This is a genomic window from Pseudomonas sp. S1(2024), assembly GCF_046557535.1.
This window is the reverse complement of sequence record NZ_JBKGFP010000053.1, coordinates 24,827-46,869: the sequence shown is the minus strand read 5'-3', so window position 1 is coordinate 46,869 and position 22,043 is coordinate 24,827. Positions and strand designations below refer to the sequence as shown.

Below are 22,043 nucleotides of genomic sequence, written 5' to 3'. Positions count from 1 at the left end.
CGGTGTATGGCACCGGCTGCGCCGGTGTTCGCGGGCATGCCCGCTCCCACAGGTCCCTGCAAAATCAGCGGTGCATGGTTTACAGCAGATACGAAAAAGCCCGCAATGATGCGGGCTTTTTCGTATCTGGCAGTTAGATCAGAACCGGTAGACTTCCATATCGGTTCGAATCGGCGCAGCCATCGGGATCTTGGATTTCTCAGGCGTCTTCTTCACCTGCACCGGAGCAGCCGATTTTTTAGGCGACTCTTCGGCAATCGCCGGCTGGTTAGCCAGAGGCTTGACCGCTGTGCTCAGCTGTTCGGCCAGTTTCTGAAGCAACTGGCCCTGGGCCTGCACCTGCGACGCCTCGCTGCCCGCGTGCGGCTGTTCGAGGTGAACGATGCGGTTGTCACGCACATGGCCACGGCGGTCCAACAGGCGCCACTGGGCATCCAGGACGGCCGGCTGGTCCTTGCCCGAGTCCAGGCGAGTGATCGACAGCAGCACTTGTACATCCGGGTTGAACCCGGCAGCCGCCGGGGCCAGCACCACGCGCTGGCTGTCCAGGCGCCAGGCGAGCTGGCGCACCAGCAGCTGGTCGATATCCGACGAAAGGCTGCCGGCCCAACGACCGTCGGTCGCCGAACTCAGGCTGCCATCGGCCTGACGCTGCAGGAACGTCTCACGTTGCAGGTAATCGGCAACCGATACCGGACCGAGCACCACGGCCATGCCCGCACTCTGCGAAGGCTGGCCAGGATCACCACTGTCGAGCTGGTACAGGGCAACCGGCTGATGCATGGTGCACCCGCCAAGGCCCAGCAGGCCAGTCATCAACAGCGCAAATGGAAGGCGCAGAAATTTCATCATCCCATCCAGGCGGTCGCCAAAAGGCCAACCGCAGTGATACATATAAATTCAAACGGGCACACGGCCACGCCGGCACCGCAAGGGCCATATCATCCGCGAAATAACCGTCCGACTCCAGCATTTCTGCCCGGAACGACGCTGAAATTGCCGCTCCAGACATTTCAACCGCTTACGCCGGCACTTCCACCTGCAACCCATCGACCCGCTGGAACCCGCGTGGCAGCTTGCTGCCGCGCCGTCCGCGCTCGCCCTTGTAATGCTCCAGGTCGTCCGCTTTCAGAGATAGGGTACGCTTGCCGGCTTGCAATACAAGCGTCGCGCCATCTGCTATTACGGCCAGATCGGTAACAAATTCTTCACGGCTCGCCACCCGGTCGCCCGGCACCCCGATAATCTTGTTGCCCTTGCCTTTGCCCAACTGAGGCAGGTCGCTGACCTTGAATACCAGCAGACGGCCTTCGGTGGTAACCGCCGCCAGCCAGTCCTGCTCGCGGTTGGCCACCGGGCGCGGGGTCATGACCTTGGCACCGTTGGGCAGGCTGAGCAAGCCCTTGCCGGCCTTGTTCTTGGCCTGCAGGTCTTCACCCTTGACCACGAAGCCATAGCCGGCGTCCGAAGCCACCACGTACAGTGCATCGTCGTCTGGCAACAGCACACACTCGAAGGTGGCCCCCGGTGGTGGCGTCAGGCGGCCGGTCAGTGGTTCGCCCTGACCACGCGCCGACGGCAGGCTGTGGGCGGCTAGCGAGTAACTGCGGCCAGTAGAATCGATGAGCACGGCAAACTGGTTTGAGCGCCCGGCAGCAGCGGCCTTGAAGCCATCGCCGGCCTTGTACGACAGGCCGGTGGCATCAATGTCGTGACCCTTGGCGCAGCGCACCCAGCCCTTCTCCGAGAGCACCACGGTGACCGGCTCGGTCGGCATCAGCTCGTTTTCCGACAGCGCCTTGGCCTCGGCACGCTCGACGATCGGCGAGCGGCGGTCGTCGCCATAGGTTTCAGCATCCTTGATCAGCTCGCTGCGTACCAGCTTGCGCAGCTTGGCATCGCTGCCCAGCAGGGCGAGCAGCTTGGCCTGCTCCTTCAGCAATTCATCCTGCTCGCCGCGGATCTTCATCTCTTCCAGGCGTGCCAGCTGCCGCAGGCGGGTCTCGAGAATGTAGTCGGCCTGGATTTCGGTCAGGTCGAAACGGGCGATCAGGGCCTGCTTGGGCTGGTCTTCGGTACGGATGATGTGGATAACTTCATCCAGGTTGAGGAACGCGGTCAGCAAACCTTCCAACAGGTGCAGGCGCTTCTCCACCTTGTCCAGGCGGTGCTGCAGGCGGCGACGGACGGTAGCGGTACGGAACTCCAGCCATTCCAGCAGCAGCGCTCGCAGGTTCTTCAGCTGTGGCCGGCCGTCCAGGCCGATGATGTTGACGTTGACCCGGTAGCTGCTCTCCAGGTCGGTCGTGGCAAACAGGTGCTGCATCAGCTCATCGGCATCCACACGGTTGGAGCGCGGGATGATGACGATGCGGCACGGGTTCTCGTGGTCCGACTCGTCACGCAGGTCGGCGACCATAGGCAGCTTCTTGGCCTGCATCTGCGCAGCGATCTGCTCCAGCACCTTGGCCCCGGAGACCTGGTGCGGCAGCGCGGTGACGACGATGTCGCCATCCTCGACACGGTAGACGGCGCGCATACGGATGGAGCCGCGACCGCTTTCGTACATCTTGAGGATTTCTGCCCGCGGCGTAACGATCTCGGCCTCGGTCGGGTAGTCCGGCCCCTGGATGTGCTCGCACAGCTGCTCGATGGTGGCCTTGGGCTCGTCGAGCAGGCGCACACAGGCAGTGGCCACTTCACGCAGGTTGTGCGGCGGTACGTCAGTGGCCATGCCAACGGCGATACCAGTGGTGCCGTTGAGCAGGATGTTGGGCAGGCGCGCAGGCAGCACGGCCGGCTCCTGCAGGGTGCCGTCGAAGTTGGGCACCCAGTCCACGGTGCCCTGGCCGACTTCGCTGAGCAGCACTTCGGCGTAGCGCGAAAGACGCGCTTCGGTATAACGCATGGCGGCGAACGACTTCGGATCGTCCGGCGCACCCCAGTTGCCCTGGCCGTCGACCAGCGTATAGCGGTAGCTGAACGGCTGGGCCATCAGCACCATGGCCTCGTAGCAGGCCGAGTCACCGTGGGGGTGGAACTTGCCGAGCACGTCACCGACGGTACGCGCCGACTTCTTGTGCTTGGCATCGGCATCGAGCCCCAACTCGCTCATGGCGTAGACGATGCGTCGCTGCACCGGCTTCAGGCCATCGCCGATGTGCGGCAAGGCGCGGTCCATGATCACGTACATGGAGTAGTTGAGGTAGGCCTGTTCGGTGAAGTCAGCCAGCGAGCGGCGTTCTACGCCATCCAGGCTGAGTTCCAGTGAGTCGCTCATGCGGGCCTCGTCATTTCAGGTTCTGGCGCAGCAGCATGGTGCCGCCGCGCTGGGTAAATTCAAGTTGTTTCAGGGCACTCATGCCCAGCAATACGGTCTGCCCGTCCAGGCCCGGCACCACGATGGCGCGCACGTCCTGCAGGCGGATATCCCCCAGCTGCAGGCTGGTCAGGCGCGTGCGGTAGCCTTCGGTACGGCCGTTGGCGGTACTGAGCTGCACCGGGCTGCCACGCTCCAGGCCCAGCTCGCGGCCCAGCGCCTCGGGGATGGCCACGTCGGTAGCACCTGTGTCGAGCATGAAATGCACTACCTGGCCGTTGATTGCGCCATCCATCACGAAGTGGCCCTGGCCGTTGCCCAGCAGGCGCACCTCGATAAAGCCTTCGCCATGCGTCGACTGCACCTGGGCATTGGGGTTGCGCTGGCTGTCTTCCCATTGGCCGAAAAAACGCGTGGCAAGGAACAGCGCCGCCGCCCAGGCGACGATCATCAATACCTTGCCAGCCCGCTTGCCCGGTGCCTGGCTCATGGCTTGGCGCTCCATCCGCCTTCCGGCGCATCGAAGCGCCAGACGATCGGGCGTGCTTCGCCATCGGCGCGGGCGCCGTTGTTGTTGTCCACGCCTATCCAGGCGCCCTTGGCATCGATCACCAGGGCCTCGGCCAGACCGAACGGCTGCTGGTAGCGACGCGACTCGACCAGGGCATCGGCAGCGAACGACCAGCAGCGCTCGACCATGCCGCTGTCGGTATCCCGACGACAGACGCGGTAGGCATTGCGTTCGAGAGTGAACAGCTTGCCTTCGAACCAGGCCAGGTCGGCGAAGTCGCGCGACAGTGCCTGGGCATTGGGCATCTGTGCCGGTTGCATTTCGACCCCGGCCTCGCTCAGCAACACGCAGCTGCGGCCGCAGGTCCACACCGACTGCTGGCGCTCGATAGCCACCAGGCCACGGCGCTCGCGCTCGGCGGCCAGCCACAGGCGGTCACCCGCCGGGTTGATCGCCAGACCTTCGAACAAGGCGTTGAAGTTCAGCAGCATGCCGCTGGCCCGGGCCTGACGAACCATGGCCGGGTCGATCTTCAACCAGTCCGCCTCGCCTTCCAGCGGCAGTTGCAGCACAGCGGCATGAGCTTCGCTGACCAGGTACAGGTTGCCCGCCTGGTCACAGCTGATGCCTTCGAAATCCAGCTCGCCACCACGAATATACGACGCCGCCCAGTTGCGCGACTTCAGGCCCCACGGCAGGCCACTTTCCGGCACCGCTGGCGGGGTGAAGGTGAGCGGCTGCGCGCGCCAGGTCGGGTTTTGCTGGTCGAAGCGGTAGATGCGGTCGTCGTCGCGGTCGGATACGCCCCACAGCCCGCCCCGGCATTCCACCAGGCCAGACAGGTTGCCACCGCGCATGCCTTCGATCGGGTGCTCGGCGCTCAGCTTCAACTCTGGCCAGTTGCCCGCCAGGCTCGGCAAGGCAACCAGCGCCAGGCAGGCAGCCAGAAGCCGCCGAATCAAACCATGACCTCGGCCAGGTTGCCCTTGGTTTCCAGCCAGCTCTTGCGGTCGCCCGCGCGCTTCTTGGCCAGCAGCTTGTCCATCAGCTCGCAGGTGGCCTGCACGTCGTCCAGGGTCAGTTGCACCAGGCGCCGGGTATTCGGGTCCATGGTGGTCTCGCGCAGCTGTGGCGGGTTCATCTCGCCCAGGCCCTTGAAGCGGGTGACCTGTGGCTTGCCGCGCTTCTTCTCGGCCACCAGGCGATCGAGGATACCGTCACGCTCGGCCTCGTCGAGTGCGTAGTAGATTTCCTTGCCCAGGTCGATGCGGTACAGCGGCGGCATGGCCACGTACACATGCCCGGCCTCGACCAGGGCGCGGAAGTGCTGGACAAACAGTGCGCACAGCAACGTGGCGATGTGCAGGCCGTCGGAGTCGGCGTCGGCGAGGATGCAGATCTTGCCGTAGCGCAGCTGCGCAAGGTCGGTGGCCCCCGGGTCGACGCCAATGGCCACGGCGATGTTGTGCACTTCCTGGCTGGCCAGGACTTCGCCACCGTCCACTTCCCAAGTGTTGAGGATCTTGCCACGCAGCGGCAGGATCGCCTGGAATTCCTTGTCGCGAGCCTGCTTGGCCGAGCCACCGGCCGAGTCACCCTCGACCAGGAACAGTTCGGCGCGCATCGGGTCCTGGCCGGCGCAATCGGCCAGTTTGCCGGGAAGTGCCGGCCCCTGGGTTATGCGCTTGCGCTCGACCTTCTTGCTGGCCTTCAGGCGGCGCCCGGCGTTGCTGATGGCCAGCTCCGCCAGCTGCATGCCCAGCTCGGGGTGGGCGTTGAGCCACAGGCTGAACGCGTCCTTGACCACGCCGGAAACGAAGGCAGCCGCCTCGCGCGACGACAGGCGCTCCTTGGTCTGCCCGGAGAACTGCGGGTCCTGCATCTTCATCGACAGCACGAAGGTGATGCGCTCCCAGACGTCTTCCGGCGCCAGCTTCACGCCGCGCGGCAGCAAGTTGCGGAACTCGCAGAATTCACGCATGGCATCCAGCAGGCCCTGGCGCAGACCGTTGACATGGGTGCCGCCTTGGGCGGTAGGGATCAGGTTGACGTAGCTCTCCTGGATGCTGTCGCCGCCTTCTGGCAGCCACAGCAAGGCCCAGTCCACCGCTTCCTTGTTACCGGCCAGGCTGCCGCAGAACGGCTCGTCGGGCAGGCGCTGGAACTCATTGACGGAATCGACCAGGTAAGAACGCAGGCCATCCTCATAGTGCCATTCGACTTTCTCGCCGCTGGCCTTGTCCTCGAAGCTGACCAGCAGGCCCGGGCACAGCACGGCCTTGGCCTTGAGCACATGCTTGAGGCGGCTGATGGAGAATTTCGGCGAATCGAAGTACTTGGGGTCGGGGCTGAAGTACACGCTGGTGCCGGTGTTGCGCTTGCCGACCGAGCCGACCACTTCCAACTCGCTGGCCTTGAAGCCATCGGCGAAAGTCATCTGGTATTCGTTGCCGTCACGTTTGACGCGCACGCGCACCTGGGTCGACAGGGCGTTGACCACAGAGATGCCCACGCCGTGAAGGCCACCGGAGAACTGATAGTTCTTGTTGGAGAACTTGCCGCCGGCGTGCAGCTTGGTGAGGATCAGCTCGACCCCGGACACCCCCTCTTCCGGGTGGATGTCCACCGGCATGCCGCGGCCATCATCGCTGACTTCCAGCGAGTGGTCGGCATGGAGGATGACCTGTACCGAACGGGCATGACCGGCCAGGGCTTCGTCGACACTGTTGTCGATGACTTCCTGGGCCAGGTGGTTGGGGCGGCTGGTATCGGTGTACATGCCCGGCCGCTTGCGGACCGGGTCAAGGCCCGAGAGGACTTCGATGGCGTCTGCGTTATAGGCGCTAGCGCTGGGAGTGGCCATAGGGTCTCGTCGTCAGTCTGGTGAATGCAAAAAAGTCAAAATACAGAAAAATCGAGCGCTGCGTACTGCCCACGGGCAATGCCGGCGAAGGCCAGCAGTGCCGGCAGGCGCTCGGCGAAGCCCTGGAAGCTGTGGTCGCCACCGGCCTGGATGCGCAGGGCACAAGCACGGTAATAGCGCTCGGCATGGCGATAGTCCAGGGTTTCATCGGCGGTCTGCAGCCACACTTGATAGCGGCTGGCATCCACCGGGGCTGGTACCTCAAGCTCGGCCAGGGCCTGCACATGATCGTGGGTCAGCTCCCACGCTTCACCGGTGTAGTGATTGTGCTGGATGCCCAGGTAGCCGTCGAAATGCTTGTGCGGTGTTACCGCCGGGTTCACCAGCAAGGCCTTGAGGCCGTGGCGCTCGGCCAGATAGGTGGCATAGTAGCCGCCGAGCGAACTACCTACCAACAATGGTGCGCCCAGTTCGGCGATGGCCGCTTCGAGCTGCGCGATGGCCTGCCGTGGGTGGTGGTGCAAGGCGGGCACCCGCAGTTGGGCCGACAGGCCCAGTTGCTGCATCACGGCCTCGAGTTGGCGCGCCTTGGTCGAAAGTGGCGAGCTGTTGAAGCCATGGATATAGAGGATGGAACCCGACATGCTGCCCCCGGAATCTGTGGCTTCGCGCCCAGTGATATGGGCGCAGGGACGCGCAGTGTAGCGCGTTCGCCGGGTTTTGACGCAGTGTCACGGGTTTCGCAACAATTTCTTCACCGAAGGCGCAACCACAGTTCCCTGTAGGAGCGGCCTTGTGTCGCGATGGGGCGCGAAGCGGCCCCAGGGTTTCAGCTGCGCCACAAATATTGCCGGGGCCGCTCTGCGGCCCATCGCGACACAAGGCCGCTCCTACAATTGACCGCGTCTGCAGGCGCAGCTCAATAGCCAGGGCTATCGAAGTCGAGCTTCACCTGGAAATCCACTGCCCGCTCCACCCCGGTCTCCAACCGCCCGTCGGTGTGGAGGCGCAGCCAGCGGTATCCAGGCTGCTCCTCGCTCACCTTGAAATCCTCGCTGCGCGCCGCGAACTGGATGCAGGTCGACGGAGTGGCCAGCAGGCGACGACCGTCGCGCACTTCATCCCACTCCTGGTGCACATGCCCCCACAGCAGCGCCCGCACCTGTGGATAACCCTCGACGATATCGAACAGCGCCTGGGCATTGCGCAAGCCGATCGGCGCAATCCAGGCACAGCCGATATCCACCGGCTGATGGTGGAAGCACACCAGGCAATGCCGTTCACCCGCCTCTCGCAAGGCCGTTTCCAGCACTGCCAGCTGGTCATCCTCCAGCAGCCCATGCGTCGCCCCGGGTACGGCCGTGTTGAGCATGACGATGCGCCACGCACCGATATCGGTCACCGCCTGTACCAACTCCGGTGCCACTTGCGCCATGACTCGGGCCTCGTCATGGTTGCCAGGCAACCAGCGGGTGGGCGCGGCAAACGGTGCGGTCAGCTCACGGAACGCTTCATAGGACGCCACGCTGGCGTCCTGGGACAGGTCGCCAGTGCACAGCAGCAGGTCGACAAGCGGTTGCTCCCGCCGCACCTGGGCCACTACATGGCGCAGGCTGTCACGGGTATTGAGGCCCAGCATGCTGCCGGCCGGGTCGGCGAACAGGTGGGCATCGGTCAGTTGCACCACATGCACGGGGCGCGATTGGTTTGGCTGCGGCAACGGCCGTCTCCTCGAACGGATTCAGCGCGAATTATGGCTGCACAACGGGTGCTAGCAAACACCCACGAACGACCTGCGTCACACTTCAGCGAACGCTCGCCAGCTCGTGACCACAAGCCAGGCAGTGGCTCAGCCATTCACCGAGGAACAGGTTGAGCTGGGCCTTTTCGTCCGGCTGGTGCATGGCCTCGTTCGGATACGGGTAGATGCTGCGCAGGCGCCGGGTGTGTTCGGCACTGACCACTTCGGCCATGCGCGCATCGTGGTACACCTGCACTTCCAGATGCGGTACCGGCAACCACGGCAGGCTGTGCTCCTGGCGCACGTGCAGGGTGGTGGTGTACGGGCAGGCCAGCACCACGTCGAGCACCAGCACGCCGAGCATCTGGTCGCCCTGGGTCATGCCGATGCGGCGCGAGCTCTGGGTGGTGCGCATGTCGGGCAACAGGCGCATCAGCCGGGCGTAGTTGGCCTCGCAGGCTGCCTGCAGCCCGACCAGGTCGACCCGATAACGCTCGCGCAGCAGGTTCACTTCCACATACCTCGTACTTCATCACGGTTCAGCGCCAGCCATTGCAGGCCGATGATGGTCGCCGCGTTGCAGATGCGCCCGTCGCGCACCGCCTGCATGGCATCCTCGAACGACCACACGCGCACGCGAATGTCCTCGCCCTCTTCTTCCAGGCCATGCAGGCCGCCCGCCCCTTCACTACTGCAACGGCCGAGGAACAGGTGAACGTACTCGTCACTGCCGCCGGGCGACGGGAAGTAACGGGTCATCGGCCACAGGGCGCTAAAGGCCAGGCCGGCTTCTTCTTCGGCTTCGCGGTGGGCGACTTCCTCGGGTTGCTCGTCCTTGTCGATCAGCCCGGCCACCATCTCGATCAGCCAGGGGTTGTCGACCTTGTCCAGTGCACCGACGCGGAACTGCTCGATCAGCACCACTTCATCGCGCAACGGGTCGTACGGCAGCACGCACACCGCATCATGGCGCACGAACAGTTCACGGCTGATCTCGCGGCCCATGCCCCCGGCAAACAACTCGTGGCGCAGACGTAGCTTGTCGAGCTTGTAAAAGCCCTGGAAGCAGTTGGCCCGCTCAATGATTTCGAAGCCCTTGGGCACTGAGTTCAACGCGTCTGACATGGAAATCCTCATTACCTCGAATACCGCATCGCGCCATCCTACTCTGCGCGCCTGCCGGTTTCACCCCTTTCCGGCAACCGTTCGCGCACTCGGGACAGCGCGCCTTCTCTCTGTTAGCTTAGTGGCGAACTGAAGGCCGCGCAGACGGTCAAAGGCCGACTTTTCCCTGTTCTGCAAGGATCCTCATGACACTTGTCAAACTGACTTCCGTGGCTGTGCTGGCCCTGGCCCTGGGTGCCTGCCAAAGCCTGTTCACGCCCAACTACCGGGCGCCGCTCGAGGTCAAGCGCGATGCCTGGGAGCATGTCAAACCCGGCTGTAGCGAAAGCGACTGCCCGCTGGTGAACATCGACATGATCCACTTCCCGGCCTTGCCCAAGCTCGATGGCATCGTCGAGAAACGCCTGCTGCAACTGACCGAAGACAACCAGCGCGGCAACGCACCGACCACCCTGCAAGCCTACGAGCAGCAGTACCTGGCCAGTGCCGACAAGCGCAACAGCAGCTACCTGCAGGCCAAGGTACGCGAGCAGCATGACGGACTGGTGATCATCGAATTGTCCAGCTACCTGGACAGCGGCGGCGCCCACGGCATGCCCGGGCGTGGCTTCATCAACTATTCGCGCAAGCTGGACAAGGTGCTGACCCTGCAGGACATGCTGGTGCCCGGCCAGGAAGACACCTTCTGGAAAACCGTCGAGGAATCGCACCACGCCTGGCTGATCAGCGTAGGCATGGACAAGGATGCCGAGTTCATCAAGACCTGGCCGTTCAAGCAGTCGCCGCACGTCGCCCTGACGTACGGCGCGGTGGTGGTCAAGTACGAGGTCTATTCCATCGCGCCCTACTCCATGGGCCACGTGGAGTTGAAGATCCCGTACCCACGCCTGAATGGCGTGCTCAAGCCCGAGCTGTTTCCCGGCCGCGGCTGAAGCTCAGCAGCCCGTGCAGTAGCCCTGCCAGCAGCAATGCCGGCAGGGTCGCACCCAGGTTCGGCGCTTGCGCGGCGATCAGATGGTACGCGGCAACGCCCACCGCCCAGGCCAGCAGTGCCTGCCAGTGCAAGCCATGCACCTGTGCCGGCAAGCGGCGGCGACGGATCACGTAATGGTCCATCAATACCACACCGAACAGCGGTGCAAACACCGAGCCGATCAGCAGCAGGAAGTTCTCGTACTGTGCCAGTGGCGCCAGCAAGGCGATCAGCGTGCACAGCACGCCAATGGCCAGCGCCAGGTGCTCGACCTTCAGGCGCACCAGCACGCCGGTGGAAACGGCCGCCGAGTGAATGTCGGCAAAAGCCTTTTCCGACTCGTCCAGCAGAATCAGCAGCAGTGGAATGCCCATGCCGGCGCCCGCCAGGGCCAGCAGCAGGGCGTTGGCTTCGCCACTGCCGGCGAAGGCCAAGGTATAGCCCACGCCCAGGCTCATCAGCCAGGTGTTGCCGATGAAGTAGCCCACCACCGTACCGCCGAATACATGTTTGCCGTTACGGGCAAAACGCGAGTAGTCGGCGATCAGCGGCAACCAGGACAGCGGCATGGCGATGGCGATGTCGAAACCCACAGCCAGCGACATCGATCCGTCGCCGGCGCGGTTCCACAGTGCCGCAAGATCGGCCTTGGCGAACAGGTTCCAGGTCAGCCAAAGGCAAGCGCCCAGCAGCAGCCAGATACCCCAAGTGCGTAGCACCTTGCGCACGAACGCCAGCGGCCCACCGACTGCGAGCAAGGTGGCCAGGGCGCCGAAGCACAGGGTCCAGAGCACAGGGCTGTTCCAGGCGCTGGCTTCGCCGAACGCCCGCGCGCCCAGCAGGCTGGCGGCATCGCGCATGACGATGATCTCGAACGCGCCCCAGCCCACCAGTTGCAGCAGGTTGAGCAGCGCCGGCAAGCGAGCGCCATGGCCACCCAGGCTCAGTTTCAGCGTGCCCATGGCCGACAGGCCGGTATCGCTGCCGATGACACCGGCAGCCCCCAGCAGCAGCACACCCACACCGGTGCCCAGGGCGATAGCCAGCACCGCGTCGGCAAGGCCCAGGCCAGGGGCCAGCATGGCGCCGACCTGCAGCACCATCAGGCCGATACCGAGGGAGAACCATAGCGAGAACAGGTCGCGGGCGCCGAAGATGCGCTGGGCGGTGGGGACCGGGTGGTCGGGGGAGAATTGGCTGGGGGTGGTCATGCTTTGACACTCGGCAAGGTATTGGATTGGACGCGGTCGCTGTAGGAGCGGCCTTGTGTCGCGAAAGGGCCGCAAAGCGGCCCCAGGTTTTCAGCTTCGCGACTGAAATTGCCGGGGCCGCTTTGCGGCCCATCGCGACACAAGGCCGCCCCTACAGGGGTCAGCGCTGCGACTTAGACTTTGTGATACAGCTGGCTGCCTTCCTGGCGGAACCGCTCGGCCTGCTCACGCATGCCTTGCTCGACCGTCACATCCACGGTTTCGATCTTGGCGGCGTATTCACGCACTTCCTGGGTGATCTTCATCGAGCAGAACTTCGGCCCGCACATCGAGCAGAAGTGCGCGACCTTGGCCGATTCCTTAGGCAGGGTCTCGTCGTGGTAGGCACGGGCAGTGTCCGGGTCCAGGCCGAGGTTGAACTGGTCTTCCCAACGGAACTCGAAGCGTGCCTTGGACAAGGCGTTGTCACGGATCTGCGCACCCGGGTGGCCCTTGGCGAGGTCGGCGGCATGAGCGGCGATCTTGTAGGTGATGATGCCGGTCTTCACGTCATCCTTGTTTGGTAGGCCCAGGTGTTCCTTGGGCGTGACGTAGCAGAGCATCGCGCAACCGAACCAGCCGATCATAGCCGCACCAATGCCCGAGGTGATGTGATCGTAGCCAGGAGCGATATCGGTGGTCAGCGGGCCGAGGGTGTAGAACGGCGCCTCGTCGCAGCATTCCAACTGCTTGTCCATGTTCTCCTTGATCAGTTGCATCGGCACGTGGCCGGGTCCTTCGATCATGCACTGCACGTCGTGCTTCCAGGCGATCTTGGTCAGCTCGCCGAGGGTCTCCAGTTCACCGAACTGCGCGGCATCGTTGGCGTCGGCAATCGAGCCGGGACGCAGGCCGTCGCCCAGCGAGAAGCTGACGTCGTAGGCCTTCATGATTTCGCAGATTTCTTCGAAGTGGGTGTACAGGAAGTTTTCCTTGTGGTGTGCCAGGCACCACTTGGCCATGATCGAGCCACCACGGCTGACGATACCGGTGACACGCTTGGCAGTCAGCGGCACATAACGCAGCAGTACGCCGGCATGGATGGTGAAGTAGTCCACGCCCTGCTCGGCCTGCTCGATCAGGGTGTCGCGGAACAGCTCCCAGGTCAGGTCCTCGGCCACGCCGTTGACTTTTTCCAGGGCCTGGTAGATCGGTACGGTACCAATCGGCACCGGCGAGTTGCGGATGATCCACTCACGGGTTTCGTGAATGTGCTTGCCGGTGGACAGGTCCATGACCGTGTCCGAACCCCAGCGGATGCCCCAGGTCAGCTTGGCCACTTCTTCCTCGATCGAGGAACCCAGCGCGCTATTGCCGATGTTGCCGTTGATCTTCACCAGGAAGTTGCGGCCGATGATCATCGGTTCCACTTCCGGGTGGTTGATGTTGGCAGGGATGATCGCGCGGCCACGGGCAATTTCCTGGCGGACGAACTCAGGGGTGATTTCTTTCGGGATGTTGGCCCCGAAGCTGTGGCCGGCGTGCTGCTCGTCGAGCAGACCAGCGGCACGTGCCTCTTGCAGCTTCATGTTTTCGCGGATGGCCACGTACTCCATCTCGGCAGTGATGATGCCTTGGCGGGCATAGTGCATCTGCGAGACGTTGGCACCAGCCTTGGCACGGCGCGGGTTGCGCACGTGGGCGAAACGCAGCTTGGCCAGTTCGGCATCGTTCAGGCGCTGCTGGCCGAAGTCGGAGCTCAGGCCGGCCAGGCGCTCGGTGTCACCGCGTGCCTCGATCCACGCCGAACGCACATCGGCCAGGCCCTTGCGCACGTCGATGACAACGTTGGGGTCGGTGTACGGGCCGGAAGTATCGTAGACCAGCACCGGGGCATTGGACTCGCCACCGAAATCGGTCGGGGTGTCGTCCAGGCTGATTTCACGCATGGGCACGCGGATGTCCGGGCGCGAACCTTCGACATACACCTTGCGCGAACGCGGGAATGGTTGCACGGACTGCTGATCGACTTGTGCCGATTCGCTGAGGTTGATCGCTTTTTCTTGTTTGGTCATCACAGGCTCTCCAGACGGCTTCCTAGCAGTGGAATGTCGGGGTGAACCTGAAAGGCGCGGACGCACCCTTGATGGGTGCAGTGCCGGATTTGGGGTGCCTGAAGCTGCATGCAGCTGTGACATTCCCGGACCTGGCACAAGAGGCTCCCCGGGAAGGCGAGCAATCTTGTTCCCTACGCAGGCGCTAACCTGATCAGGTTCAACGGGATCCGCAACTTTGCGATCTCAGCCTTTGCTTCAAGGCACCCCGACAAGAACATGCGCAGTCTAGACTGGAGTGGTCGGCAAAGCCAAGCAGGTAAATGCGCGGATGATGAAAGGCACCCCGAGCGATTGTTGCCGGGTGCGCATGGCACTACACTGGCCCGTCGCTCGATACTCAACAGTTCAGTAATTAAATTTCGTACAAGGATTGCCTCTATGCTGCGCAAACTCTCACTGGCAATAGCCGTGTCTTGTGCGTCCAACGGAGTGGTCTGGGCAGCGGACGTGCCCACTACAGTGAAAACCGACCTGGTCAGCGTCTATCAGGAGGCGGTCGACAACAACGCTGACCTGGCTGCGGCCCGCGCCGATTACGGCGCCCGCCGCGAAGTGGTACCGCAGGCTCGCGCCGGGTTGCTGCCTAACCTGTCGGCCGGTGCCGAAATGCTGAACACCCGCACCAAGCTGGACGAACCATCGGCCACCAGCAACCGCAGCGGCAACACCTGGAGCGCAACCCTGGCGCAACCTATATTCCGCGCTGATCGCTGGTTCCAGTTGCAGGCAGCCGAAGCGGTCAACGAACAGGCGGCGCTGGAGCTGTCGGCGACCGAGCAGAACCTGATCCTGCAAACCGCGCAGAATTACTTCGCCGTGCTCCGTGCCCAGGACAACCTGGCCGCGACCAAGGCCGAGGAAGCGGCCTTCAAGCGCCAGCTGGACCAGTCCAACGAACGATTCGACGTCGGCCTCTCCGACAAGACCGACGTGCTGCAATCCCAGGCCAGCTACGATACAGCGCGGGCCAACCGAATCATTGCCGAGCGCCAGGTACAGGATGCCTTCGAGGCCCTGGTGACCCTGACCAACCGGGAATACACATCGATTCAAGGCGTGGTCCATACCTTGCCAGTGCAGGTGCCTACGCCCAACGACGCCAAGGCCTGGGTCGAAACCGCCGGGCGCCAGAACCTCAACCTGCTGGCCACCAACCACGCGGTCGTCGCTGCCGAGGAAACCCTGCGCCAGCGCAAGGCCGGCCACGCGCCGACCCTGGACGCAGTTGCCAAGTACCAGAAGGGTGACAACGACAACTTCGGTTTCACCAATCCCGCGCCGGCCCCCGTTACGCGCTATAGCGGCGACGTCGAGCAGACCAGCATCGGCCTGCAGTTGAACATCCCGATCTACAGCGGCGGCCTGACCAGTTCGCAGGTGCGCGAGGCCTACCAGCGCCTGAGCCAGACCGAGCAGCAGCGTGAAAGCCTGCGCCGCCAGGTGGTGGAAAACACCCGCAACCTGCACCGCGCAGTGAATACCGACGTGGAACAGGTGCAGGCGCGCAAGCAGTCGATCATCTCCAACCAGAGCGCGCTGGAAGCCACCGAGATCGGCTACCAGGTGGGTACCCGCAATATCGTCGACGTGCTTGACGCCCAGCGTCAGCTCTACACCTCGGTGCGCGACTATAACAACAGCCGCTATGACTACATCCTCGACAACCTGAGCCTCAAGCAGGCAGCCGGCACCTTGAGCCCGCAGGACCTGCAGGACCTCAAGCGGTACCTGAAGCCAGACTACAACCCGGACAAGGACTTCCTGCCGCCGGACCTGGCGGCTGCAGCGGCGAAGAACTTCGAGCGCAGGCCTTGAGATAGGTGTTGGACCAGTCGCGGGCAAGCCCGCTCCCACCGCGGGGTAACCTGGGGGAGTTGGCGTGCCGGCGATAGGGCCATCAAATATCACTCCAGCCGCTACAGGACAGCGACTAGGCTGCTACGGCAATCGTCGAGTCGATGCGTTGAACCGACATATCCCCGATCAGCGCAGAGCCAGCCGGCTCAGGGGCGAACGCAGCCATTGCATCAACAAGATTTCCCAGGCTCGGCAGCGAGTGCTCGACAGCAAACAGAGATGCCCCCGCTGAAAGGGCCAAGGCCTCAGGCATGGCAACCATTTCAGAGGTGACTATTGCCGGCTGCGCAAAGATGAAGTCCTCCGCTGTCACTTGCGCAACTTCGAGCGCATCCAGGTACAGTATATTCACGATACCTTCCTGCCCCGGCACTGCCTGGGTATCAACGGCCACACCATGAATCTGCGCAAAGTCATTGAGCATGAAGCGCTCGACTTTGCTGACCTGCAGATCCTCGAAGCGACTGATGCCTACCTGGCTGAGGTCAATCTTGTCGATACCGTGCCGGAACCCCCGCAAGGTGTTCCTGTAATCGCTCACGCCTTCTTGTTTTGTCACCAGGAACACGCTGGGCGCAACCGTTGGCGGGGCATAGATCGTGCCTGCCAGAGAAGCCACCAACTGCCCCGATTCGTCGCTTGTAAGCGACACGCCATCTGCACCACCGGTAAGCAGAACATTCGCGTTGACAGGCGGGGGCGCCTGCACTTCAGGGCTGCCCTCGAAGTAACCTGGCGCAGCAGTGAATGCGTCAAGGAAGCGGAAGTTCGCTGGCTGCAGTTCGGCGATCGGTTTGCCCGCAAGCGTCAGCTTCTGCCCATCGCCAAGGTCTAGCACAGCCGCATTGCCGTCCTGTCGCATCTGCAGGTCAGCAAACCCTAAACCACCAAAACCGACCAGATCGATCACTTCACGCGAAGTTTCGAATTGCTCGAGTACATCGTTTCCGGCTGCACGCCTGTGGATAACATAGCGGTCAGTACCCTCCCCGCCCTTGAGCAGGTTGTATCCACGGCCACCATCCAGTAATGCCCCGGTGGGCCCAGCGATCAAGGTATCGTCGCCGTCGCCACTGATGAGGTTCTGCACCGAACCAGAGGCTATGGTCAGCGCCACTCCGGCGATATTGGCACTGCCGCTGGCCAAATCCACCGAAATACTGCGACTTACCGCAGCCGCATTCAACGTATTACGCCCGCCAGCGGTGCCGCTGATTGCGTCGTCAAGCAGCGCTCGCCCGGCGTTTTCTGCCACCAGGTTCGCATAGTCATCGGTGAAGTAATAAGTATCATCGATGGTGCCGGGGCTGCCAACTAGGCGCAACGTCCAGCGATCGAGTGTCAACGGCAAACCAGCATCGGCATTGCGCACCTCGAGCTTCCACTCCCCCGCTGAGCGCTCTGCGCGATGATGGGTCGACATGAACCCATATTTGAACGCTCCTGAGCGCGAATCGCCCAGATCGTCATCACCGGAGCCCGGTGCCTTGCCCGTGCGATCGAGCAGCACGCTTCGCGTGCCGCCAGGCGACACCAGCGTGAGCGTCATGTCACCAAGACGGCCCACCATCGAATGGATATCGACCTCCACATGCTCCACCAGCACATCAGCCGGCAGGGTCAAGGACAAAGTCGCGACCTGCCCCGCCGCAACCTGGTGGGCAAGCGGCTCACTGGCAGCGGTCAGCACCCGTTCATTGGCCTTGGTCGCCTGGCTACCCCATGACTCGGCAAGACGCACAGCCGCACGGGCGTCGACCATACCAAAACCGTAGTCGTGACTGGTGTGCATGCCACCGCCATTCCAGTTGCGCCCTGCGTTGTAGGCCCATTGGGTGGATGCGTCATCCACCTTGCGCGCAGACAGTGCGAGGATCTGCTGGACATCCCGATAACCGAGCCCCGGATTGGCCTGCAGCATCAACGCCACCACGCCTGATACAATCGGCGCAGCGAAACTGGTGCCCTGGGTCGTGCTATAGGCGCTGCCCACCGATGCACCGCGCTCCGCTTCAAGGCTGACGCCAGTGGACAACACATGGCTGCCTGGTGCAGCGACCAGCAAGCTGGAACCTGGGTTGGAAAAGGGTGCAGTGGCAGCTTGCAGCACCGAGAGGTCTGCCTTTGCATTGATGGCCGCTACTTCTATGGCGTGACGGTTGTTGTTGGTCAGCGAGCCCTGCGCACTACCACCTTTGTCGCGCTGGTTGCCGCCAGAGGCGACGACGATGGTGCCAAGCCCGCCACGACCATTGGTGGCCGCAAGCGTAGTACTGAAAGCGAGCGCCAGAGCGGTATCGACCTTGCCTTCCGGTACATTCCCCAATGCGAAGTCCTTTTTGAACCCCCAACTGTTGTTGGCAATGTCGTAGTTGACCATTTGCCCCAGGTTGGTCAGGTCGTCGCCTTTGTTGGCCAGGTAGTGCCCGCCGATCGTCGCATCGTATGCAATGCCGATTCCCCCTTGATCATTGCGCGCTCCAACCATGACACCCGCCACTTGGGTGGCATGATTGGACGCCAGGGCAGCCAGCGTGCCATTGGTACGTTGGGTTTGCAGCCAGATGGGGTCGATATTCGGCTTGAGATCGGGGTGCTCGATATCGAAGATTTCCGGCGCGACGGCAAATTCACCGCCAGGCTCGAACTGCCCGATCCTCACGCCCTTGCCCGTGAAGTCACGCCATACTGGCGCGACATCGATCTCGTCCAGATACCACTGCCGCCCAGAGAGCGGGTCACCAGGCGATTGCTCATGGCGCAACGTTACCGTCGCGCGCAAGGGCGCCGATGCACCGCTGCCCACCTCGGTAACACTTATGGAGGCGTTGCCGGCCGCATCGACCAGGTCGTAGCGGAAACTGACATCACCGTCATGGCCAGGCAACGGCGTGACCTCTACATCACCCTGCTCGTTCAGCCGCACTGTAGCGCCCTTCCCAGCACTGACCGACGCGATGCGCAACGGCCCACTGCTGTTGAATGGCTGGTCGTTGGCCAGCAGCGCCGTCGCAGGGACTATCAGCGCGATGTCAGTGGTGGTGAAGGTAGCCAGTTGCTCAGGCAACAGCCTGTCGCCGATTGGCATGGCGCCCGCGCCGAGAAGATCGATAGCGGCAATATCGGCGAAGCTGAGCTTCTGGATGTTGCTCACGGTCAGGCGGCCGTCTCGCCCCGCCACGGTGTCGGTGATCTGGTGACCCGATTCGGTACGCGTGATCAGGTACTCGTCGTGTGCACCATGCAAGCTGACCAAGTTGGTTCCCGCGCCTCCATCGATCGTGGCATCGCCCCGACCGGCTTCGATCACGTCATCGGCCGCCCCACCCGTAATCCGATCCGCGCCACCACCAGCGTAAATAATGCTGCCGCCCGCCGAGGCCTGGATGCGATCACCATTTGGGCCTGCGTAGATAACGGACTTGCCGGTACCACCAATGATGTCGTTGCGGCCGCTGCCACCGACGAGCACATCGTTGCCACCGCCACCGATCAGCAAGCTATCGCCCGAGCCGCCCTTGATGAAAACTCCGCGTTGACCGCCGCTGGCGATGATGTCCCTACCCCGCCCTCCTTGCGCGATGGTCAACCCGGCCTTGGCCATGTTCAGCCCAACGCCCTGCTCCCCCACGATCAGCGCCGTGTCACGCCCGCCATTGCCGTGCATGTTCGCCCAATCGTCACTGGCGCTGATCACGAATACATCATCGCCCGCCCCGCCGTGATAGGTATTGCTACCAGCGCCGCCGACCAGCCAGCTGCCACCCGGGGCTGCGGTCAAGACATCATCGCCTGCGGCGCCGTACAGCGTGTCCACGCCGAGCGCAGCGGCGTCCAGAGTGCTGCCTTGAGGACTCTGGCTGATATAAGCCCGCCGGGAAGTGGGCCCACTTGATGAAGTCAGTACCGTACCATCCCCCTGGGCCTCGATCCGATTGCCGACGGTATCGGCGAGGAACCTCACCGCCAGTACTTCCCGGTCCTCGCCATTGACGGTGAATGCACTGCGGGAGATGACCTGGTTACCCTGACGTGCTTCCCCCACCGGCTCGACCTGACCGAGCTTGATTTGGCTGATGCCATGCTCCTGCAATGCCTTCAATTCTCCGGCATCGGCACGCCCGTCGTGGTTGCCATCGACCCACACCTTCAATTGTGCCCAGACAGCATCTTCAACGTTGATACTGCCATCGGCGTTGGCGTCCACGCTTGCCAGGGCGGCGAAGCCATCTTTGAACGGTGTTTCGCCGGAACTGCCATCACTACCGGCTTTGCCTCCGTAGTATTCGGAAAACAGTTGGCTGATGTTGCTCACCTGCCCGGTGCCGTTGTCATGTACCAGCATCCCGGTCACACGATCTGCCCAGCCTGTACGACGTAACGTACCGCTGTTATCGACATCGAACAGCACGCCGTCCTCGATACCGGCCAAGCCCACACCTTGCCCGCTCAGATCGAGTAACAGAGGGTCGACGAAGGTGTTCACCGTGGTCATCGCCGCCAGCCCGTTGAGCACCACTGCGTTACGCAGGCTGAAGTCCGGCTGTTCGCTACCCTCCCGATAGAACTGGGCGAGGTGCTGGTTCGGCCGCACGTTGGGGTCGAGCTGGATCTCGCCGGGGCGGATACCCCCGGTGGTCAAGCTGCCCAACTGGGCGGAGGTGAAGTCGGTGTTGTCGAGGGTGCTGTCGGTGAAAGCGATGCTGTGGGTCAGGCGGCGGTTGACGTAGCCGCTGGAGACGTCGTTGCGGATGTCATCTTGGCCTTGGAGGTCGCGACGGGATTCAGTTGCGGGGGTAATTTCGATATCCAAGGATGAATCCATAGGTTCTACTTTTTCAGTACTTATGAGTTCGGATATCGCACTGGCCAAGCCATTTCCCGTAACCTCGCTTATCGAATAAAGAAACGATGCGATGGCCCCCGGCGAGTCAATACGGGATTTCCAATACTTGGCCAGGGGACGTAAATCATCCGGAGCCATTGCAGTAGTGTTAGCCATGATACTATCAGTTCGAATTGACAACCATAGCTCACTAACAGGGCTTCCCGCCGCGTCAAGTACCTCTTTCCAATATGACTCACGCCGCTCCGGATAGGTTAATTCAAATACAGCATTCAGAGTCCAGGCATCTTTCGATCTGCCTAGACCCTCAAAAACCTTACTGTGAAATGTCCAAACTTCCATATGATCTGGATCACCACCAGCCCTCCCTTCGCTCACCCTGCGCTCTTGAAGTTCCAGATAAGCCTTTCCCATCTCCAACCTTACTTGCTCTACATCTGCTTCACTCATGGGACGCCCGGCATCTGCTTCAGTTCTCCTCATGAAATTTATAGCAGCCAACCCTGCTATGGAGTTACCCTTAGCAACGCCGTTGGCAAGTATCGCATATCGATCCCCCTTCATAGCCATGTAATCATACATATCGCCAACACCTTTGGAATCCAAGATATTACGCGCCTTTTCTAAATCTTCCTTGGTCAACCCAGACATTATTCACCTCGCTTTATACTAGCAATTAAAAACTCTTCCACTGAGCGTCTAACCTTCAACCATTGCCCCAACTTGTCAGGGCGCATTATCACCTTGACCAGTACGTCCCCGAACACCACGAAAGTCATTTCGCATGAATAGTAATTCGGTATTTTTGGCCGCCAGTCGCAATACCCCACAGAAGTCATATCATCGAGCTCGCCTTCCCAGTAGATAAGCTTCTTGTGATTTTCAAAGACAGCGTCACGCGCCTCTACGCGATAGAGGCTGTATGACTCATCGTATTCAGCAACCGTTATTGTTTCTGCAGGGCTCTTCCGCAGAAGAAATTCGAGCTTAAGTCGTAAATCTCCCTCTCTTGCAGTTATCGGGGCCACAGCGACCAATAACCCTTCATGCTCCAAGCCCTGCCTAAACACCAAGCTATCGTCCGCCGGAGCAAGTCCCGGCCAGGTCATTGATAAAAAAACAGATACAAGACTTGCGTCACAGCCTTTTTTGTTATTGACAAAATCAGGATCAAAAGAGCTTTTTCCTTCGTACTCTGGCCAGAACGGAAAATACAACCTTGAAAATTCGTATACCTTCCCTGATATTTTCCCACATACTATAGGATCAACGGCTATCCTCTCCCTTTTCTTCCACGGCTCACTTTTCCAGGCCACACTTATCATCACGACCACGGGAATCAATAAGAGTACAGCAGCACAAACTCTTAGAAAATTCCAAGCCCACAGGCAAAACCGAAAGAACAGTTTCCTCATAATCACTCAGCGCTCCTTCAAGCTTTCTTGCATATGCCACCGCATGGGGCCCAGGAAGTAACTTATAATTCTGCGCCTATCTACAA

The 22,043-nt window shown here is 62.0% G+C and carries 15 protein-coding genes and 1 riboswitch; of the genes, 2 read left to right on the top strand and 13 right to left on the bottom strand.

Annotated features, from left to right (window positions below):
- Positions 1–138: 138 nt before the first annotated feature.
- The 9 genes from ACLCGK_RS14555 to ACLCGK_RS14515 all read right to left on the bottom strand — a co-directional run bounded on the left by ACLCGK_RS14555 (position 139) and on the right by ACLCGK_RS14515 (position 9,559).
- A complete protein-coding gene (locus tag ACLCGK_RS14555) occupies positions 139–849 on the bottom strand; it encodes a membrane integrity-associated transporter subunit PqiC (RefSeq protein WP_031324184.1) in 711 nt (236 codons plus the stop codon).
- 172 nt (positions 850–1,021) lie between these two features.
- Positions 1,022–3,280 (bottom strand): DNA topoisomerase IV subunit A, encoded by a 2,259-nt coding sequence (parC, locus tag ACLCGK_RS14550; protein WP_023660490.1) that lies wholly within the window; start codon positions 3,278–3,280, stop codon positions 1,022–1,024.
- Between the two features lie 10 nt (positions 3,281–3,290).
- Positions 3,291–3,809, bottom strand: coding sequence for a TIGR02281 family clan AA aspartic protease (locus ACLCGK_RS14545; RefSeq protein WP_015272019.1), 519 nt, complete (start codon positions 3,807–3,809; stop codon positions 3,291–3,293).
- Positions 3,806–4,792: an esterase-like activity of phytase family protein gene (locus tag ACLCGK_RS14540; RefSeq protein WP_013974455.1), complete on the bottom strand. Its 987-nt coding sequence runs from the start codon at positions 4,790–4,792 to the stop codon at positions 3,806–3,808. The genes ACLCGK_RS14545 and ACLCGK_RS14540 overlap by 4 nt, the downstream gene beginning before the upstream one ends.
- The gene (gene parE / locus ACLCGK_RS14535; protein ID WP_015272020.1) at positions 4,789–6,693 is read right to left on the bottom strand and encodes a DNA topoisomerase IV subunit B; all 1,905 of its coding nucleotides are present in this window, start codon (positions 6,691–6,693) and stop codon (positions 4,789–4,791) included. Before parE ends, ACLCGK_RS14540 begins: the two co-directional genes overlap by 4 nt.
- 35 nt (positions 6,694–6,728) lie before the next feature.
- Positions 6,729–7,337, bottom strand: a complete 609-nt coding sequence (locus ACLCGK_RS14530) for a YqiA/YcfP family alpha/beta fold hydrolase (RefSeq protein ID WP_410952245.1) — start codon at positions 7,335–7,337, stop codon at positions 6,729–6,731.
- A gap of 275 nt (positions 7,338–7,612) precedes the next feature.
- Complete coding sequence (gene cpdA, locus ACLCGK_RS14525) at positions 7,613–8,413, bottom strand: 3',5'-cyclic-AMP phosphodiesterase (RefSeq protein WP_410952244.1); 801 nt, start codon at positions 8,411–8,413, stop codon at positions 7,613–7,615.
- Positions 8,414–8,498: 85 nt separating this feature from the next.
- Complete coding sequence (locus tag ACLCGK_RS14520) at positions 8,499–8,951, bottom strand: DUF1249 domain-containing protein (protein WP_016501905.1); 453 nt, start codon at positions 8,949–8,951, stop codon at positions 8,499–8,501.
- The gene (locus ACLCGK_RS14515) at positions 8,942–9,559 is read right to left on the bottom strand and encodes an NUDIX domain-containing protein (RefSeq protein WP_015272022.1); all 618 of its coding nucleotides are present in this window, start codon (positions 9,557–9,559) and stop codon (positions 8,942–8,944) included. The genes ACLCGK_RS14520 and ACLCGK_RS14515 overlap by 10 nt, the downstream gene beginning before the upstream one ends.
- 185 nt (positions 9,560–9,744) lie before the next feature.
- Between ACLCGK_RS14515 and ACLCGK_RS14510 the strand changes: the two genes are divergently transcribed.
- Complete coding sequence (locus ACLCGK_RS14510; protein WP_023660486.1) at positions 9,745–10,491, top strand: RsiV family protein; 747 nt, start codon at positions 9,745–9,747, stop codon at positions 10,489–10,491.
- Here the strand turns inward: ACLCGK_RS14510 and cytX are convergent.
- Positions 10,460–11,743, bottom strand: a complete 1,284-nt coding sequence (cytX, locus tag ACLCGK_RS14505) for a putative hydroxymethylpyrimidine transporter CytX (protein WP_410952243.1) — start codon at positions 11,741–11,743, stop codon at positions 10,460–10,462. The two genes, ACLCGK_RS14510 and cytX, sit on opposite strands and share 32 nt — an antisense overlap.
- A gap of 173 nt (positions 11,744–11,916) precedes the next feature.
- Entirely contained in the window at positions 11,917–13,797 is a 1,881-nt protein-coding gene (gene thiC, locus ACLCGK_RS14500) for a phosphomethylpyrimidine synthase ThiC (RefSeq protein ID WP_015272025.1), read from the bottom strand.
- Positions 13,798–13,950: 153 nt separating this feature from the next.
- A riboswitch (TPP riboswitch) is annotated at positions 13,951–14,057 on the bottom strand.
- 160 nt (positions 14,058–14,217) lie between these two features.
- Here thiC and ACLCGK_RS14495 point away from each other — a divergent pair.
- Entirely contained in the window at positions 14,218–15,654 is a 1,437-nt protein-coding gene (locus ACLCGK_RS14495; RefSeq protein ID WP_003258125.1) for a TolC family outer membrane protein, read from the top strand.
- A 115-nt stretch (positions 15,655–15,769) separates the two neighbouring features.
- Here ACLCGK_RS14495 and ACLCGK_RS14490 read toward each other — a convergent pair whose 3' ends face one another.
- Positions 15,770–20,521, bottom strand: a complete 4,752-nt coding sequence (locus tag ACLCGK_RS14490) for a S8 family serine peptidase (RefSeq protein ID WP_410952258.1) — start codon at positions 20,519–20,521, stop codon at positions 15,770–15,772.
- A gap of 671 nt (positions 20,522–21,192) precedes the next feature.
- On the bottom strand, positions 21,193–21,957 hold the full coding sequence (locus ACLCGK_RS14485; RefSeq protein ID WP_410952242.1) for a hypothetical protein: 765 nt from the start codon (positions 21,955–21,957) through the stop codon (positions 21,193–21,195).
- Between the last annotated feature and the right edge of the window lie 86 nt (positions 21,958–22,043).

Coding starts and splice junctions, on each gene's coding strand:
- ACLCGK_RS14555 (WP_031324184.1), bottom strand. CDS start 849: ATGAAATTTCTGCGCCTTCCATTTGCGCTGTTGATGACTGGCCTGCTG.
- parC (WP_023660490.1), bottom strand. CDS start 3,280: ATGAGCGACTCACTGGAACTCAGCCTGGATGGCGTAGAACGCCGCTCG.
- ACLCGK_RS14545 (WP_015272019.1), bottom strand. CDS start 3,809: ATGAGCCAGGCACCGGGCAAGCGGGCTGGCAAGGTATTGATGATCGTC.
- parE (WP_015272020.1), bottom strand. CDS start 6,693: ATGGCCACTCCCAGCGCTAGCGCCTATAACGCAGACGCCATCGAAGTC.
- ACLCGK_RS14530 (WP_410952245.1), bottom strand. CDS start 7,337: ATGTCGGGTTCCATCCTCTATATCCATGGCTTCAACAGCTCGCCACTT.
- ACLCGK_RS14515 (WP_015272022.1), bottom strand. CDS start 9,559: ATGTCAGACGCGTTGAACTCAGTGCCCAAGGGCTTCGAAATCATTGAG.
- ACLCGK_RS14510 (WP_023660486.1), top strand. CDS start 9,745: ATGACACTTGTCAAACTGACTTCCGTGGCTGTGCTGGCCCTGGCCCTG.
- cytX (WP_410952243.1), bottom strand. CDS start 11,743: ATGACCACCCCCAGCCAATTCTCCCCCGACCACCCGGTCCCCACCGCC.
- thiC (WP_015272025.1), bottom strand. CDS start 13,797: ATGACCAAACAAGAAAAAGCGATCAACCTCAGCGAATCGGCACAAGTC.
- ACLCGK_RS14495 (WP_003258125.1), top strand. CDS start 14,218: ATGCTGCGCAAACTCTCACTGGCAATAGCCGTGTCTTGTGCGTCCAAC.
- ACLCGK_RS14490 (WP_410952258.1), bottom strand. CDS start 20,521: ATGGATTCATCCTTGGATATCGAAATTACCCCCGCAACTGAATCCCGT.
- ACLCGK_RS14485 (WP_410952242.1), bottom strand. CDS start 21,957: ATGAGGAAACTGTTCTTTCGGTTTTGCCTGTGGGCTTGGAATTTTCTA.